The 18,481-nt window shown below is 45.2% G+C and carries 11 protein-coding genes; 7 read left to right on the top strand and 4 right to left on the bottom strand.

The window, feature by feature from the left end; all coding sequences use genetic code 11:
• Nucleotides 1-131: 131 nt before the first annotated feature.
• Nucleotides 132-653, top strand: coding sequence for a hypothetical protein (locus IQ263_RS18620; protein WP_194069110.1), 522 nt, complete (start codon nt 132-134; stop codon nt 651-653).
• A gap of 233 nt (nt 654-886) precedes the next feature.
• Here the strand turns inward: IQ263_RS18620 and IQ263_RS18615 are convergent, their stop codons facing one another.
• Nucleotides 887-1,027, bottom strand: coding sequence for a hypothetical protein (locus tag IQ263_RS18615; protein WP_194069109.1), 141 nt, complete (start codon nt 1,025-1,027; stop codon nt 887-889).
• On the opposite strand from IQ263_RS18615, the gene IQ263_RS18610 reads away from it, so the two are divergent.
• Both IQ263_RS18610 and clpB read left to right on the top strand, forming a co-directional pair.
• Nucleotides 1,026-2,741 carry a sensor histidine kinase gene (locus IQ263_RS18610; RefSeq protein WP_194069108.1) on the top strand — a complete coding sequence of 572 codons (1,716 nt, stop codon included), beginning with the start codon at nt 1,026-1,028 and terminating at the stop codon, nt 2,739-2,741. The two genes, IQ263_RS18615 and IQ263_RS18610, sit on opposite strands and share 2 nt — an antisense overlap.
• 981 nt (nt 2,742-3,722) lie before the next feature.
• Complete coding sequence (gene clpB, locus IQ263_RS18605) at nt 3,723-6,338, top strand: ATP-dependent chaperone ClpB (RefSeq protein WP_194069107.1); 2,616 nt, start codon at nt 3,723-3,725, stop codon at nt 6,336-6,338.
• Nucleotides 6,339-6,674: 336 nt separating this feature from the next.
• Here clpB and IQ263_RS18600 read toward each other — a convergent pair whose 3' ends face one another.
• On the bottom strand, nt 6,675-7,022 hold the full coding sequence (locus IQ263_RS18600; protein ID WP_194069106.1) for an STAS domain-containing protein: 348 nt from the start codon (nt 7,020-7,022) through the stop codon (nt 6,675-6,677).
• 326 nt (nt 7,023-7,348) lie between these two features.
• On the opposite strand from IQ263_RS18600, the gene IQ263_RS18595 reads away from it, so the two are divergent.
• Complete coding sequence (locus tag IQ263_RS18595) at nt 7,349-7,972, top strand: DedA family protein (RefSeq protein ID WP_194069111.1); 624 nt, start codon at nt 7,349-7,351, stop codon at nt 7,970-7,972.
• Nucleotides 7,973-8,410: 438 nt separating this feature from the next.
• Here the strand turns inward: IQ263_RS18595 and IQ263_RS18590 are convergent, their stop codons facing one another.
• Nucleotides 8,411-9,613 carry an argininosuccinate synthase gene (locus tag IQ263_RS18590; protein ID WP_194069105.1) on the bottom strand — a complete coding sequence of 401 codons (1,203 nt, stop codon included), beginning with the start codon at nt 9,611-9,613 and terminating at the stop codon, nt 8,411-8,413.
• Nucleotides 9,614-9,953: 340 nt separating this feature from the next.
• Between IQ263_RS18590 and IQ263_RS18585 the strand changes: the two genes are divergently transcribed.
• From IQ263_RS18585 to argZ, 3 genes are all read left to right on the top strand, one after another.
• Entirely contained in the window at nt 9,954-10,889 is a 936-nt protein-coding gene (locus tag IQ263_RS18585; protein WP_194069103.1) for a glycosyltransferase family 2 protein, read from the top strand.
• Nucleotides 10,890-12,101: 1,212 nt separating this feature from the next.
• Complete coding sequence (locus IQ263_RS29915) at nt 12,102-15,311, top strand: PAS domain-containing protein (RefSeq protein ID WP_194069101.1); 3,210 nt, start codon at nt 12,102-12,104, stop codon at nt 15,309-15,311.
• A 283-nt stretch (nt 15,312-15,594) separates the two neighbouring features.
• Nucleotides 15,595-17,709 carry a bifunctional arginine dihydrolase/ornithine cyclodeaminase gene (argZ, locus tag IQ263_RS18575; RefSeq protein ID WP_194069099.1) on the top strand — a complete coding sequence of 705 codons (2,115 nt, stop codon included), beginning with the start codon at nt 15,595-15,597 and terminating at the stop codon, nt 17,707-17,709.
• 242 nt (nt 17,710-17,951) lie between these two features.
• Here argZ and IQ263_RS18570 read toward each other — a convergent pair whose 3' ends face one another.
• On the bottom strand, nt 17,952-18,449 hold the full coding sequence (locus IQ263_RS18570; protein WP_194069097.1) for a tetratricopeptide repeat protein: 498 nt from the start codon (nt 18,447-18,449) through the stop codon (nt 17,952-17,954).
• Between the last annotated feature and the right edge of the window lie 32 nt (nt 18,450-18,481).

Here is an 18,481-nt window from a genome sequence, read left to right as displayed (position 1 = left end):
TCCCCATTCCCCATTCCCCCTTTCCTGTTTGGCCAATTCCCAATATATGTGATAGGCTCCAGATAACTCAATAGACAGCAACCAAAAGGGGTCTATTGCAATCACCCAAAAATTCACTTTAGGGAACATCAATGAAAATCAAAAATCTGGTTATTTCGGGCATTTCCTTGCTCCTCGGTACTGCAATTATAGGAAGTGCGATCGCTCAAGAACTGACCGAAAGCCAAAAAACGGTTGTTTGTCGCTTAAAAACAGAATTTGACCAGCGCTCTAGCAACGGTCAAAAATTAGTATTTGTGCCATTGTTCGGCCAAGTTCGCAAGCAAGTTTTGTCTCCGTTTAGAGCCACGCTGCATCCCGATACTGAGTATACTTTTGTTGCGACTTGCGACGGAAATTGCCAGGATTTAAACCTAACTCTCAGGGATGCGAACGGTCTAGAAATCGGTTCGAGTCAAAAGACAGGGGAACTGGCGTCAATCTCTTTTACTCCGCCATCCCAAGGCGAATATCAAATCACCGCTAAGCCTGGAGAATGCACGACTGCAGAGGGTTGCAGTTTCGGCATGGGAATCTTCGTTCCTGCCTCTGCTAGCGTACCTAATGCTTCAAAAATTCCTGCTCAAATAGCACAATTTAAACTTTGTCAGTAGAGGAACAGCGATAAGTTGTGGGTTGCGAGGGGAGTGGAGTGTTCGATCGCGAATTTAACTGCTAACTTGCAACTTATAACTCGGTTTTTATCTAGCCCAGTATCGGATCGATCGGGTACTGGTACAGATTTGAGATTGAAAAATTGGGGAATTGAGGAATTTTAGATTAATCGATCAATTCCTCAGTCACTTGAGAACCGCTATAGTTGCTAAACCATAACTGCTGCAAACTGTCAAGCCGATCGAGCTGTGGAACCCTGCAAAGGCCCCATAGCTGCCGAATTCCGGTTGAAAGTCATAACTTTATTTACCCTCACGCAGGCATCAATTAGAATATAGATAGTGCCTGTGAGGGTGACGAGTAAATTCCCCATGTCTTTAACCTTAGCCTTGAAAAATCAACTGCAAAACGCTCCTCAAATAGGGTTGAAAAATCTGTTTGGCCGCTTGGGTATCAGGCAGAAAATCGGCTGCGGATACGCCTTGGTCATTGGTATTGCGATTTTGGGTGCTGTGGCGGGACGGGGAGTAGAATCCTATCACAAACAGCAAGTTAGAGAAAAACTGGCGATCGACCGAGATAAAGCCGAAATCCTAACTAATCTTAATAATACGGTGCAGGAAGTCAGAATTCACCAGAAAGAGCTGGCGAGTCTGGTGAACAAACCGGAAATTTTCGATCGCCAGCGATCGGAATTCCTCGCCCGCGTTGCTCAGATGAGCGGCATCCTGGAACAACTGCAAACCATGCAGCCGACCAAAAATCCTGAGATTGCCAAAGACTACCAACTGCTGCAACAGTTCGCTAGAGTCAACGGCAAGACGGTAGAATCATATTTTCAACAAGTACAAAAATTGTTGGCGACTGCGAAAGTATCAGCTTTGAATCCGCAGCAGCGGCAGGCTTTCGGGCGGAACTTGAACAATTTTGTGGATGGCGAAACCGCTTTGAAACTCGCACAGTTTTCCGAGGATTCAGCCAAACTCGCTGACACTTTTGGCAATAAAGCAGACGAGGCGTTTAGAACTTACGAGAAAGCAGAAAAACTCGGAACCCTTATTCTCGTAGTTTCTCTGTTCCTATCGGCGGCGATCGCAGCGATACTTGCAGCATACACCAGCAGGGCGATCGCCCGCCCCTTAGAAGCCACTACCCTGATCGCTCAGCGAGTGACAGAAGAATCGAACTTTGACTTGCAAGTACCAGTTACCACTTCCGACGAAGTGGGAATGCTAGCAACTTCGCTCAACGAACTGATCCAAAGAGTAGCGGAATACACAGAAGACTTGCACGAAGCAAAAGTAGCAGCCGAAGCTGCCAACCGCTCAAAAAGTGCATTTCTAGCCAACATGAGCCACGAACTCCGCACCCCCCTCAACGCCATCATCAACTACAGCGAAATGCTGCAAGAAGATGCTCAAGATTCCGGTTCTGAAGACTTTCTCCCAGACTTAGAAAAAATTCAAACCGCAGGCAAACATTTGCTCGACATGATCAGCGACATCCTCGACATTTCCAAAATAGAAGCCGGCCACGTCACGCTTTATTTGGAAAACTTCGACGTAGCGACAATGATTGAAGAAGTGATGACTACGGCTCAACCGCTAGTAGAGAAAAAAGGCAATGCTTTAGCGCTGAAAACCCAAGGCGAACTCGGCACAATGTACGCCGACCAACCTAAAGTGCGGCAAATTCTCCTAAACTTGCTCAGCAACGCTGCCAAATTTACTGAAAAAGGGGTTATTACTATCGAGGTCGAAAGAATTAAGAATGGAAAAGTTAAACAGACGAAAAGAAAGAAAAATAAAGATTTTAACTCTGGTTCAAACTACAGTTCTCAAGTTTTGATTTTTCGAGTCAGAGATACAGGCATTGGCATGACCAATGAGCAATTAGAGCAGATATTCAAGCCTTTTACTCAAGCTGATGCTTCGACTACTAAGAAGTATGGAGGCACGGGTTTGGGATTGACAATTAGCCAGCGCTTGTGTCAAATTCTGGGTGGCGAAATTAGCGTTGAAAGCGAGGACGGGAAAGGCTCAACTTTTATTGTCAGTCTCCCGGAACGGGTGGTGATGCAGGCTTGAATTCAGTTGGCAGTTGGCAGTTGGTAGTTGGCAGTTGGCAGTTGGTAGTTGGCAGTTGGCAGTAGTCATTAGTCATTAGTCATTAGTCATTAGTCATTAGTTGGGAGTCAGTTGGCAGTAGTTGAAAGTCATATAGCGGTTATCACAAAAGTGAGCTATGCCCTATGCCCTATGCCCGGTTTGGCCTATGCCCAATGCCCGGTTTGGCCTATGCCCGGTTTGGCCTATGCCCTATGCCTCATCTTTCTGAGAAAGGCTATATGATGTCCGCTCAATTACTGATAATCCCTTTTTTGTCAATCAGGAAGCAGAAAAATAATCATTTTGAGAGCTAATTTTTCTGCTGAATAAGGTGCAGAGAACAGACTGATAGCACGTACAGGAATCCTCACTGATATTCTTGCTTAACACTTCGATTATTTTCTGAATATCGATGCAATTAGTCGCTAAGTCCGGGCGCGTTTATGTTGATTGTCGGTGAACATGAAAGATTGTTGGTGAAGCGAGCTTTTACCAATAAAGCGTATTCCAAGTTTATGAAGTATACCCCAGAAACCTGGTTTTTTTTTACAGATCTCGCATTACTGATTCTGTTCTGTGATATCAATTCCGGTTGCACTCATACATGATGTCAACTGTTAGCAGTCAACAGTCAACAGTGAATTTACTATTCCGATGAAGAGAGAATTTGATAGGAAACCCGGTTTCTCGCTCTGTACATCTACATGGAATATGCTGTATTATTGTGGTTAATTTCTTAAACCTGATATTACTTCTATTCTGATTAATTAATCATTGCTCGACTTGATTGGATATTTCCGATAATTTAACTGGAAGCTGAAACACAGGGCGGAAATACCTATCTACAGATAGGGGAACACCGATCCGATCGCCCTCCGCAACTCCCTACAATGATAATTGTACGGGCGATCGAGTATTTGCCTCTACAGTATCGCTTTTTAATGCAGGGAATTAAAATTTATGCAACCGAATAATCCAAACCAATTTACCGAAAAAGCCTGGGAAGCCATCGCCCGCACTCCAGAAATCGTCAAAGCAGCTCAGCAGCAACAGCTAGAAAGCGAACATTTGATGAAAGCGTTGCTGGAACAAGAATCGGGACTGGCTAGCAGTTTATTTAATAAAGCTGGAGTGACCATCGCCAAATTGCGCGATCGCACTGATGAGTTTATCAGCCGCGGGCCCAAAATCTCGGGAACTGGCGGCAACGTCTATCTCGGTCGTTCTCTCGACACCCTGCTAGACCGCGCTGAAGCTTATCGCAAAGAGTACGGCGATGAATTTATCTCGATCGAGCATTTGATCCTAGGTTACGTTAAGGACGATCGCTTCGGCAAAAATCTCCTGCAAGAATTTAAACTAGACGAAGCCAAGCTCAAAAATATCATTACCCAAGTCCGGGGGAACAACAAAGTGACAGACCAAAATCCAGAAGGCAAATACGAAGCGCTGGAAAAATACGGCCGAGATTTGACAGAAGCCGCGCGTCAAGGCAAACTCGATCCGGTCATCGGAAGAGATGACGAGATTCGCCGCACGATTCAAATATTGAGCCGCCGCACCAAAAATAACCCCGTACTGATTGGGGAACCGGGAGTTGGTAAAACTGCGATCGCCGAAGGACTCGCCCAGCGAATTATCACCGGAGATGTGCCCCAATCTCTCAAAGACCGACAATTAATTAGCTTAGATATGGGCGCGTTAATTGCCGGTGCAAAATTCCGGGGAGAATTTGAAGAACGCTTGAAAGCCGTGCTCAAAGAAGTTATGGACAGCAACGGTAAAGTCATCCTATTTATCGATGAAATTCACACCGTTGTCGGGGCCGGCGCGACTCAAGGCTCGATGGATGCCGGCAACTTGCTCAAACCCATGTTAGCGAGGGGAGAATTGCGCTGTATCGGTGCTACAACTCTCGACGAATACCGCAAATATCTCGAAAAAGATGCGGCCTTAGAACGCCGTTTTCAACAAGTTTATGTTGACCAGCCGACAGTAGAAGATACTATTTCAATTCTGCGAGGCTTGAAGGAACGGTATGAAGTTCACCACGGCGTGAAAATTTCTGACAGCGCGCTAGTGGCGGCGGCTACTTTGTCTACTCGATATATTAGCGATCGCTTCCTTCCCGACAAAGCCATTGACTTAGTGGACGAAGCAGCCGCTAAACTTAAAATGGAGATTACTTCCAAGCCGGAAGAATTAGACGAAATCGACCGCCGGATTTTGCAGCTAGAAATGGAAAGGCTGTCGCTGCAAAAAGAAAGCAACGCAGCTTCGATCGAACGCTTGGAAAGACTGGAAAAAGACTTAGGCAATCTCAAGGAACAGCAAAGCGGTTTGAACGCCCAATGGCAATCAGAAAAAGGTGTCATCGGTAGCATTCAAACAATCAAAGAACAGATGGACAAGGTGAATATTGAAATTCAACAAGCTGAATTAAAATATGACCTGAACCGCGCTGCTGAGTTGAAATATAGCAAGTTAACCGAGTTGCAAAAACAATTGCAAGAAGCCGAAGCTCAACTGACAGCAACTCAAACCACTGGTAAAACTTTACTCAGGGAAGAAGTCACGGAATCTGACATTGCTGAGATTATTTCTAAGTGGACGGGAATCCCGATTAGCAAGTTAGTTGAATCGGAAATGCAGAAACTTTTGTACTTGGAAGATGAACTGCACAAACGGGTAATCGGACAGGATGAAGCGGTGACGGCGGTTGCAGATGCAATTCAACGATCGCGCGCGGGTTTAGCCGATCCGAACCGTCCGGTTGCTAGTTTTATATTCCTCGGCCCCACGGGTGTAGGTAAAACCGAGTTGGCGAAAGCATTAGCATCTTATCTCTTTGATACCGAAGAGGCGATCGTCCGCATTGATATGTCGGAATACATGGAGAAACACGCGGTTTCGCGGTTAATCGGTGCGCCTCCGGGATACGTTGGCTACGATGAAGGCGGACAATTAACTGAGGCTGTGCGCCGCCGTCCTTACTCCGTGATTCTATTTGATGAAATTGAGAAAGCGCACCCGGATGTCTTCAATATCATGTTGCAAATTCTGGATGACGGCCGCGTTACCGATGCTCAAGGTCACACGGTAGACTTTAAGAATTCTGTGATTATTATGACATCTAATGTCGGCTCTCAATACATCTTGGATGTGGCGGGAGATAACGAAGAAATGCGGAGTCGGGTGATGGAGGCGATGCGGGGAACTTTCCGCCCGGAATTCTTGAACCGGATTGATGAGATGATTATTTTCCACGGTTTGAGTAAGGTGGAATTGCGGCAGATTGTGCTGTTGCAAGTCAAGCGTTTGGAAAAACGTTTAGCCGATCGCAAAATGTCTCTGAAATTGTCGGAATCGGCGATCGACTTCTTGGCAGAAATCGGCTACGATCCTGTGTACGGTGCGCGGCCGCTGAAACGAGGAATTCAACGCGAGTTGGAAACGCAAATGGCGAAGGGTATTTTGCGGGGAGATTTTGTTGATGGCGATACAATTTTTGTGGATATCGAGAATGAAAGGCTGGCGTTTAAGCGGCTGCCTGCCCAGTTGGTAACTGCGAAATAATTGGAGTTGTGGCAAAGTCTAAGAAACCGGGTTATCGGATGATTTAGCTTGGGTGGCGAGATATCTCGCCACTCAACCCGGTTTCGGGGAATTTTGAAAAATCTTAAAAACCGGGTTTCTCTAACAGTTGTAGCCTGTGCAAAGTGTACCTTATTTTTAGGTGTACTGTTTTTTTATCGATCGCGGTAGGCGATGGAAAACCCGGTTTTTCCCTGAATTTCTCCCTGCTAAATCCTACCTCTCATAATTCCGATGCTACCGGATTTGATATTACTGGACTCCCATTCCGAACTGTCGAACCTAATGATTGGAAATTAACGGGACAGCATAGAATTTTTATCCAGCAACTAAAGCAGGAGTTTCTGTTGAAATAATTTGCTCGAAACTGTCAAAAATTTCAAAGAGTTGGTCGAGTTGAGTAATTTCAAATATTAGCCTGACAGTGGCTGAAACGTTGCAGATGACGAGGCGGCATCCCCGGTGGCGGGCGGCGTTGAGTCCCCCGACTAGGGCGCACAAGCCGGAACTGTCGATAAAATCTACGTCGCCCATGTCAATTACCCAGAGTTGGTGGCGATCGGGCAAAATCTCGGCTAGCTGTTGCTGGAGGACATTCCCAGCTTGGGAGTCGAGGCAATTTTGAGGTTGGAGGATGATGTGTTGGTTGAAGTTGGGAAATTTCATAGCAGTTATCCTCGGATTGTCAAGTATCAATAAGTGAGTTCGGTTGCTGCCAAAGTTGAGATCATCAGGGAATTTCAGCTAAGGTTTAAGGATTGGACGATCGCCCGACTGTGATAAATTTAGGAGGAAAACTGGCTGGCGATCGGCATCCGGCAACCGCAACAATCCTGATTAATCTATAATGCCCTAAAGGCTAGTTTTTTGTTGGGCGGCCGATCGCGAGTTTTGTGTGTTCTTCATCACAACGAAAGATTGCACTATTGGCGGAATCGAGCCAATATATAAAAGTATTGAGCTTTGCAAAAGTTTACGAAGGCAGTATCGAAATGTCTTTTGAGTTTTTATCGTTAGAGACTATTCAGGAATTTGCGCGAGATTACGGCTACTGGGCTGTATTTCTGGGAATTTTGCTGGAAAATCTGGGAGTTCCTCTTCCAGGCGAGACAATTACAATTGCTGGCGGTTTTTTAGCCGGCAGCGGAGAACTCAATTACTGGTTTGTGCTCGGAAGCGCGATCGCCGGTGCGACTCTCGGCGGAAATTTCGGATATGCGATCGGCAGATACGGCGGCTGGCCGCTGCTGCTGAAGCTAGGACAATTTTTCCGCTTTCGGGAAGAACAACTGTTTGACCTAAAAGAACAGTTTAGCAAAAATGCAGCTAAAGCCGTATTTTTAGGCCGTTTCATCGCACTGCTGCGGATTTTTGCCAGCCCCCTAGCGGGCATCGCCGAAATGCCTTTTTGGAAATTTTCGCTGTTCAATATTCTGGGTGCAGCAAGCTGGGCATCTGTCATGGTAAGTTTGTCATATTTCCTAGGACAAGTAGTGTCTTTAGAAAAGTTGGTAGCTTGGGCGGCTCAATTTGCTGTATTTGCTTTGCTGTTAGCAGTTGCTTGGATTGTAATTCCTATTTGGTTAGAGTCGCGGACTTTGGACAAGACTAAGTAGAGACGCAACATTGTTGTGTCATCAACTCCGATACCACCAAAATAAGGACAAAACAACGTTGTTTTGTCCTTATTTTTTGTATTGCTAAGACTCTCAGAAACCGGGTTTTTAACAACTCTGGGTACAGCACCGAATTTTCGCAAAAACCCCGCTTTCTCATCACCCGTAAGACTCTCAGAAACCGGGTCTTTGACAACTCTGGGTACAGCGCCGAATTCTTGCAAAAAACCCGGTTTCTAACACCTAATACGGTTATAATTTCGAGTACGCTCGCACGAGGATGTACTATGACGGCATTAACTGAAATTTGCGAAGAAGTAATTGATTCTTCAGTCCCGGAAGGCGGAAATTGCTTGTATAGATGCGGTTTCAATCGCCGACTCTTAGCTGCTGCGATCTTGAAATAAGGTGCGCGGGGCGCACCCTACCTAAGAATTTCTAGCCTCTATTCTTCTCCGACCAAATGCGTGTGGGCAGTCCCCAAACATAGACAAATCCTTCGGCTGCTTTGTGGTCGAATTCGTCCTCTGCGCCGTAGGTTGCTAAGTCGAAACTGTACAGCGAATTTTCTGATTTGCGACCGACGATTGTGGCATTTCCCTTGAATAGTTTGAGCCTCACTGTTCCAGTTACTCGCTTTTGCGTGTCCTGAATGAATGCGTCTAAAGCGGTTTTTAAAGGGTTGTACCAAAGACCGTTGTAAATCATTTGGCTGTAGGTTTCTTCGATACCGCGCTTGTATCGCGTCACATCTCCTGTCAGAGTTAAGCTTTCTAAATCTCGGTGCGCGTGCATTAACACTAAAATCGCTGGTGTTTCATAAATCTCTCGCGATTTAATCCCCACTAAGCGGTTTTCTATCATGTCGATGCGCCCGACTCCGTGATTTCCAACTGTTTCGTTGAGTTGGGTAATTAAGGCGACTGGTGATAATTCTTTGCCGTTTAAACTGACAGGATTTCCGCACTCGAAACCGATTTCTATGTATTCCGGTGTGTTGGGAGTTTGCTCGATCGCCTTTGTCATCAAAAACACCTCTTCTGGCGGTTCCGCCCAAGGATCTTCGAGGATGCCGGCTTCGATCGCCATTCCTAACAAATTGCGATCGATACTGTAAGGCGAAGACTTCTTCACCGGCGACGGAATCCCGCATTTCTCGCCGTAGGCAATGGTTTCCTCCCGGCTCATTTTCCACTCCCTGGCGGGTGCTAAAATCTTAATCTTAGGATTCAACGCGCCGATCGACACATCAAACCGCACCTGATCGTTTCCCTTACCAGTACAACCGTGGGCGATCGCATCTGCACCGTATTTTTCGGCAGCTTCTACTAACAATTTAGCAATCAGCGGGCGGGCTAACGCCGTAGAAAGCGGATACTGATTTTCGTAAAGCGCGTTAGCTTGAATCGCTGGAAACGCATAATCTTTGATAAATTCCTCGGTAGCATCAATTACCAGAGATTCCGAAGCACCCGATGCTAAAGCTTTTTTGCGGATTGGTTCTAATTCGTCTCCCTGTCCCAAATCCGCCGCCAGAGTAATTACCTCTTCGACTCCCCACTCCTTCATCAGATAAGGAATGCAGACAGAGGTATCGACTCCGCCGGAATATGCTAGCACAACTTTTTTAGCGCGACTCATTGCTATTTACATCCTGAATTTAAGTTAATACGGTTGGGTTAAGACTGTTGATTGTTCAGAGATCCCTTGCAGCATCCCCCTTAAGAAGGCCGACTTCGATCAATTTCTTGTCCCACCCCCTACTCCCCTTTTTTAAGGGGGTGCCAGGGCGATCTGGCTTAACCCAACCGTATTGGAATTTAACCGACTTTTCATTATGCACCTAATTCAGATTAATTCTTGTCAGAAATAGTACAGATTTATATATGCTTTTTTTGCTACACTTGGCGATTTCCTGGGAAAGTTGCTGCGAAAAATCTGCTACCGTGGGATACGGTAACTGTGGCGATGGGGAAGATCCGTGTTTTTTAGTGTTGTGATTCCGACGTACAATCGTAAATTGATTTTGGCAAAATGTCTACTGGCTCTGGAAAATCAGCAGTTCGATCGCAGCGTGACAGATTATGAGGTGATTGTAGTCGATGATGGTTCGACGGACGGGACGATCGAGTGGTTGGCCGCAAATGCCGATTTGTTGCCGCACGTGCGATCGATCTGTCAATCTCACCAAGGCCCCGCCGCCGCCCGGAATTTGGGCGTGGAAGATGCTAAGGGCGATACGATTATTTTTATTGACAGCGATTTAGTCGTCACGGAGCATTTTTTGCAAGCACACGCAGATGCTTTGATACAAGCATACAAGGATACTGATGCGGTTTTTACTTATGGCAGCGTGATTAATACTTGCAATTTCGACAATCCCACCTCCGAACCTTACAAAATAACAGATTTTTCAGCCGCTTACTTTGCTACGGGAAATGTGGCGATCGCCCGCCACTGGCTGCTAGAAGCGGGACTATTTGACAATCGTTTTCAATTGTACGGATGGGAAGATTTAGAATTGGGCGTCAGGTTAAAAAATTTAGGTTTAAAATTGATTAAATGTCCGGCTGCTGTCGGCTATCACTGGCATCCAGCTTTTAATTTAGAGCAAATACCAGGCATGATTGACCGAGAAATTCAGCGCGGGAGAATGGGAGTTTTGTTTTATCAAAAACACCCTAGTTGGAACGTGCGGCTGATGATTCAAATGACTGTTCTGCACCAAATACTGTGGGGAGTTTTATCTTTGGGCGGGATGCTGAACGAGCGCACAATGAAACCTTTTTTGCAGTTGCTGATTGACCGAGGTCAGTCGCAGTTAGCTTTGGAAATTGCTCGAATTTTTCTCAATTGGTATAATGTGAAAGCCGTCTATGCAGCTTACGGTGAATTGTCGGCTCATAGCAAGATATAGCCTTTCTGTGCTCTGGTATGAGGTACTATCTGGGATAGGGCATAGGGCCTAGGGGATAGGGCCTAGGGCATATCTCACCACGCTTGAGAACCGCCATATCATAAATTATCCCGATCGCCTAAACAAAAAATCGGGGGTTAGTTTCACCGAAATTTAGAGCGTATAATAGCAGAATTCAAAAACCCGCCCCCATCGCAAATACGGTTCAACCTGTTCCTTTATTATGGTGGATAGATGGGGGCAGTTTATTAATATTTAAGATGTGAATTAAAGATAGTTGGTGAAGTGATATCATGTCGGTCGATTGACAACAATAAGATTGGTTGGTAGTGCGGAATACGAGTCCGCACTAGGAACGGTTTTTGTTATGCTAATCCATCGCACGCGATCTGAATTCCTACGGGTAAAATCTTCAGATTGGTAGATATTGTCAGAGCTTGTCAGGGCTGGTGTAGTTGCTGTGTAGAGTAAGTAAATCTACCTAAAAAATACAAATAGAGCATCTCAAGGAATGCAGTAAGTATTTTTTATAGTAATCTCGCCATCGCTACACCCAAACAGAAGTCCGAACAACCCGATAAATACAGGCAAAACACTGCTTGCTTAAAACACTGTCAAGATTTTACTTTTAATCAAAGTTGCCGAATTTAGCAGTGATTTGAGGATTATCGGCTGTGAAAATCGATCGGTTAGGATAACTTTGTCCGCAAAAGGTTTAAAATTTACAATATTTTTGATACAATTATTACAAATATCAGGGCTAAGCTATTTGGGCGATCGATCTAACAGTTCCACCGCCTCAAACGCAAACAAGGCTGAGAGTCAGATTTATGCTCGTATAGCTGATAAAAGCAGAGGATACAGTCGCTCATTGACCAGGCCAAAAACGGATGCAAGCTTCCCCAGGGCTGTCGGGAGCAGCCCAAAATTTTAGACTACCGTTCAACCTCCCAGATTCATCCGTCCTTGTCAATCTAAAATCCTTCGACTGAGCGTTAGCCGAAGTCTAAAATCTCAAATCTAACATCGAATGACCGCCAGCGATCGAAAAACAAGATGCGGAGCTGATTAAAATTTGCATTGCTCAAATCCGCATCCTAAAGCAACATTTACGAAAGACTCTTGCGGCAAGCTAATAATTTTATTACCAAAATATTAGATAGTTTGCTGAATTTTAAAATTAATTTTCAAATAATAAATTGAGGGTAGGTTGTGAAAAAGCTTGATAATCAATACGCACAAACACCAACACAGGCATCAGAAACCGACAGCTTAAAACAAAACATTTTAATCGTTGATGACCACCCAGAAAGCTTGCGTCTTTTATCTCAATTTTTGTCTAAGCAGGGATATAAAGTGCGGCCGACACGGGATGGTAAATTCGCTCTCCAGTTTGCTCGCTCGACTCCACCGGATTTGATTTTACTCGACATCATGATGCCCGGTATGGATGGCTATCAAGTTTGCGAACAGCTAAAAGCTTGCGCTAAAACCAAAAATATTCCTGTGATTTTTATCAGTGCCTTAAATGAAGTTTTTGATAAAGTCAAAGCTTTTTCGCTTGGTGCTGCAGACTACATTACTAAACCGTTTCAAACAGAAGAAGTGGTTAGCCGCATCCAAAATCAACTGCTGCTCAGTCGTCTTTCCAAGCAAATTGTAGAACAAAATGCGCGCCTGCAAGCAGAAATAGAAGAACGCAAGCGGGTGGAAGCAGAACTGCGAGAAAGTCAGCACTGGCTGTCAGCAATAATTAAAATGAATCCTAATGTTTTGTACATTTATGATGTGATTGAACACCGGATTTTATATCTTAATCGCGAACTGTATAGGGATCTTGGCTATTCCATCACAGAAATACAACAAATGGGAGCAGCATTTCTGCCTAACTTAATCCACCCTGATGATTTGGGAGCTTTCTCAGAACACATGAGCCGGATTGAGGCAGCAAAAGACGGTGAAAGCTTTGAGATTGAGTACCGAATTCAACACAAAAACGGTGAATATCGCTGGTTTTTTAGCCTGGATACCGTGTTTACCAGAACAACGGATGGCCAACCTTGGAAAATTCTGGGAAGTGCTACTGAAATTAGCGATCGCAAACAAGCAGAACTCGAACTAAAAACAGCTTTAGCTGCTTTGGAAAGGCAAATCAAGCAAAGATTTCTGCTAGAAACAATTACTCTAGAAATTCGCTATAGCTTAAAGCAGGAGCGAGTGTTTCAAACAGCAGCAGCCCAAATATGTCGAGTTTTTAATGCCGATAGTTGCTTGATTCACACCTACACAGAAGATCCAAGTCCCCGCCTTCCTTGTGTCGCTCATTACACAAGATTTGAATCAAAATCTCTGGTAAATTTAGAAATTCCTGTGGAGGGGAACGATCACGTTCAGCTTGTATTGTCCCAAGACAAAGTTGTAGTTTGTGATGATGTTTTTGCTGAACCGCTACTAGAAAATGTCAGAGGTTTGTGCGAGGAAATAGGTGTGAAATCGATAATAGCCGTGCGGACTTCTTACCAGGGAAAACCCAACGGAATGATGTGCTTGCACCAGTACGATCGCCGCCAGTGGACGCAAGATGATATCGGATTATTGAAAACTGTGGCGGCACAAATGGGAATTGCGATCGCCCAAGCCAATCTTCTCGAACAAGACGAACAGCAGCGACTGAAACTCCAACAAAGCGAAGCTAGTCTAGCAGCAGCCCAGAAAATTGCCCGTATCGGCAGTTGGGAATTTGATATTATAGCAAATAAGATTACTTGGTCAGAAGAAGTATTCCGCATTTTTGGTCTTGACTCAACTGCATCTGAACCGACATACGTCCAACTTTTACGGATGTATCATCCCGACGACAGAGACTTGTTCAAAGAAACTGTCAGCCTCGCTATTTCGCAAGGAAGTTCCTACAAAAAAGAATTGCGGATTTTGCATTCTAGCGGTCAAATTAGATACGTGGAAGCAAGGGGAACATCTGTTTTTACCGAAACCGGAGAAGTAATCAAACTGTTGGGAACAGTCATGGATATCACCGATCGCAAACAAGCAGAAGCAGCCTTGCAACTTAGCGAAGAACGTTTTTATCTGGCATTTGAAGGCAGTGCGATGGGGTTGTGGGATTGGAATCTTGTGACGGGAGAAGTCTATTTTAATTCGCGCTGGAAGACGATGTTGGGATATGAAGCAGACGAGATAGAAAATAAGTTCACATCTTGGGAGCAACTGTTACATCCAGAGGATTTACCCCAGGCTCTAGCAGCACTAGAAACTCACTTTCAATGCAAAAGTTCGATGTACGAAGTGGAATTGCGGATGTTGACAAAATCCGGCGATTGGAAGTGGATTTTGGCTCAAGGAACGGTGATGGAACGGGATGATGGGGGAAATCCTTTGCGGATGACTGGCACCCATATCGATATTAGCGATCGCAAACAAGCAGAAGTAGATTTGCAATTTAGCGAACAGCGAGAACGAGAAAAAGCTCAACAGTTAGCACAAACTCTGGAACACTTAAAAAACGCTCAATCCCATCTCATTCAAGCGGAAAAAATGTCAAGTATAGGACAAATGGTAGCGGGAGTAGCCCACGAAATTAACAACCCGATCAGCTTCATTTACGGCAATATTATTCCTGCCCGACAGTACGCCCGCGAGTTGGTAAAGTTGATCGAGATATACCAGCAGCACTATCCTGAACCAGTTCCAGAAATTGCGGCAGAATTGGTAGAAGTAGATGTAGATTTTATAGCTGAAGATTTTCCGAGAATCATGGCTTCAATGCAGGGAGGTGCTAACCGAATTAAGCAGATTGTGGTTTCTTTAAGAAATTTTTCGAGACTCGATGAAAAAGATATCAAATTAACAGACATTCATGAAGGAATAGAGAGCACGTTGGTGATTTTACAGCACCGATTGCAGTCACATTCAAAAGGTCGGGAAATTGAAGTTGTTAAAAATTACGGCAAACTACCAAAAATCGAGTGTTATCCGGCGCAATTAAACCAGGTATTTATGAATTTGCTGTTGAATGCGATCGATGCTGTGGAAGAGTCGTTAGTCATCAGTCATTCGTCCTTAGCAAACAATATTTCAACAGTTACAAATGATGCTGGACAAATGTTTGAGCAAAATCCTCAGATTCGCATTAGCACTGAAATAAATAGGGACAATCAAGTTGTTGTGCGGATTGCTGACAGCGGGCCCGGTATCCCTGCAGAGGTGCAGTCAAGGATGTTTGACCCGTTTTTCACTACAAAGCCGATCGGCAGCGGTACTGGTTTGGGGTTGTCGATTAGTTACCAAATTGTCCAAGACACCCACGGCGGTAAGTTGCAGTGTCATTCAGAGGTTGGGCGGGGAACAGAATTTGCGATCGAACTGCCGATTTTGCAAAAAGTAAAAACTAAAACAGGTTTGTAGTAAGGATTTTAGTCGCATAAATCAGCGGACTAAAGTCCGAACGATCAAACCTTTTGTTAAGGCTAATTGACGACAAATAACATCAAACCCTGACATTTGATTCGATATTTCATGGAAACCATCTGTGGTCTAATTGGATCTTATGTTAATCGTGATAGAATTAAAACCTAATTTTTATGCTGCTAGACGTTAAACTCTTCCTCTTGGGAATGAATTTAACAGTTGATTTCATGCATATTATCTCAACTCGCGTCTGTAGCATCTACTACATTTTAACTGAATTATGACTGATTCAATACGCTTTCTGATGTGCGCTCCCGACCACTACGATGTCGATTATGTAATTAACCCTTGGATGGAGGGAAACGTCCACAAATCATCGCGCGATCGCGCTGTGGAACAGTGGGAAAAACTCTACAGCGTCCTCAAAGACAACGCAATTGTAGACCTCGTACCGCCGGAAAAAGGCTGGCCGGATATGGTGTTCACCGCCAACGCAGGTTTGCTTTTGGGTAATACTTTCGTCCTCAGCCGTTTCTATCACAAAGAACGCCAAGGCGAAGAACCTTATTTCAAAGCATGGTTTGAAAGCAAAGGTTTCACCGTGCACGAACTCCCCAAAGATTTGCCCTTTGAAGGTGCTGGTGACGCTTTGCTCGATCGCGAAGGACGCTGGTTGTGGGCAGGATACGGCTTCCGTTCCGAACTCGACTCGCACCCGTTGCTAGCAAAATGGCTCAACATAGAAGTGCTTTCGCTGCGTCTTGTAGACGAACGTTTCTATCATTTAGATACCTGTTTTTGTCCCCTAACAGGTGGCTATTTGCTCTACTATCCAGCAGCATTTGACTCCTACTCCAACCGCTTAATTGAAATGCGAGTTGCGCCGGAAAAACGCATTGCCATTGAAGAAGCAGATGCCGCCAATTTTGCCTGCAATGCCGTCAATATTGACAAAACTGTGGTAATGAACAAGGTCAGCGAAGGCTTGAAAACGCGGATCGCTCAAGCAGGCTTCAAAGTCATTGAAACGCCGATGAGCGAATTTCTGAAAGCGGGCGGTGCTTGTAAGTGTTTGACGCTCAGGGTAACGGAACCGGTGCAAGAAGATCGATCGGCAAACGTGATGGTAGAAAGCCGTGCAATTCGCATGGAAGGCCACCTGCTCGATGCCGGTTTAATCAGCCGTGCTTTAGACTTAATTGTCGAAAACGGCGGCAGTTTCCAAGTGCTCAATTTCAATTTAGGAGAACAGCGCCAAAGCACATCATCCGCAGATGTGAAAGTCTCGGCTCCTTCCCACGAAGTGATGGAAGAAATCATGGGATTGCTGATCGACTTGGGTGCAGTGCCGCCACCGCAAGAGATTTGCGACGCTATTTTAGAAGATGTCGTCCAAGATGGTGTCGGCCCGGATGACTTTTATGTTACTACAATTTATCCCACGGAAGTGCGGATAAACGGTCAGTGGGTGAAAGCACGAAATCAGCGGATGGATGGTGCAGTTGCGATTACTGAAACCGCAGAAGGCCCGGTGGCTACGTGCAAATTATTGCGCGATTTAAAAGTAGGTGAAAAAGTCGTTGTTGATGTGGTCGGCATCCGCACTATCCGCAAAACAGAATCGCGGGAACAGCGCAATGCTCAAGAATTTAGCTTTATGTCCGGTAGCGTTTCTAGCGAGCGCCGGGTAGAGTTGGTAGTGGAACAAGTAGCGTGGGAATTGCGCCAAATTCGCGATCGCGGTGGCAAAGTGGTAGTGACGGCGGGGCCTGTTGTGATCCACACTGGCGGCGGCGAACATTTAGCGCATTTGATTCGCGAAGGTTACGTGCAAGCATTGTTGGGTGGAAATGCGATCGCAGTTCACGACATGGAACAATCGAGCATGGGAACTTCCTTGGGAGTTGACATGAAACGCGGCGTTGCTGTGCGCGGCGGACACCGACACCACTTGAAAATGATTAACACCACGCGGCGTTATGGAAGTATTGCTAAAGTCGTTGAAGCAGGCGTAATTACCAGCGGTGTGATGTACGAATGCGTGAAGCACAATATACCGTTTTCCCTAGCAGGTTCGATCCGCGATGACGGGCCGCTTCCCGACACGCAAATGGATATGGTTAAGGCTCAAGAAGAGTATACTGAGCTGTTACGGGGCGCGGATATGGTGTTAATGCTGTCGTCTATGCTGCACTCGATCGGTGTGGGAAATATGACACCGGCGGGTGTGAAGATGGTCTGTGTGGACATTAATCCGGCTGTGGTGACGAAATTGAGCGATCGCGGGTCGATCGAATCTACGGGAGTTGTCACCGATGTGGGATTGTTCCTGAGTTTGTTGGTGAATCAATTGGATAAGTTGACCAGCCGCCATCAAGTAACTCAATCTGCGTAGATGTAGCGAGTAGGGTGTGTTTTGAAACCTGGAGATCCCCCCTAACCCCCCTTAATAAGGGGGGGACCCGAAGCACTCAAAGTCAACCCCTACTCCCCTTTTTAAGGGGGATTTAGGGGGATCGAGACTAGGCTACAACCCTGATTTAGAGGTAGTTTTAGCCTGTTTGTTGACACCAATGGCGGGCAATGCCAACCTTACGAAATTTCTATAAATATTGAGGAAAAAATCAATGGTAGCAGTCATCGCTGCTGTATCCGCTGAAGTTCTTGCTGAACGTTTTTGAGGCGATTCATCATGTATTCAAAGTTTTCTCTATCTCCTTGAGCATTATACAGGTTCGCTGCTGTTTGCCAGTCGGTTACTGTTGCTCTAATATCTTTTAAGTTAAGACGAACAGTACCCCGAATGCGGTAAGCATCAGCATAATTCGGTCGAATGCGGATGGCATTATTGCAGTCTACAAGTGCAGCAACATAGTCTTCGATCAGAAGTCGTGCCAAACATCGGCTTTGGTGCGCTTCTGCAAAATTAGGATTGAGTTTGATAGCTTGGGTGTAGGCTTCAATTGCTCCTTTATAGTCTTTGTTATTAAAAAAATCGTCACCCCTTGTATAGAAGTCTGTCGAACTCGATTGAGATATAATAACTACGGGAGCATAGCTAGACGCAGCATTAGGGATTATACTTATTGTGAGTGGAATTGCCACGAGGGTGATAGCTTGGTATAGAAAATTCATGATTAAATTGATTGGTGTACGCAAGTGTATTG

The sequence above is a fragment of the Tychonema sp. LEGE 06208 genome (assembly GCF_015207505.1).
GTDB lineage: Bacteria > Cyanobacteriota > Cyanobacteriia > Cyanobacteriales > Microcoleaceae > Microcoleus.
The sequence above is the reverse complement of the archived record's forward strand: the minus strand, read 5'-3'. Positions and strand labels throughout refer to the sequence as shown.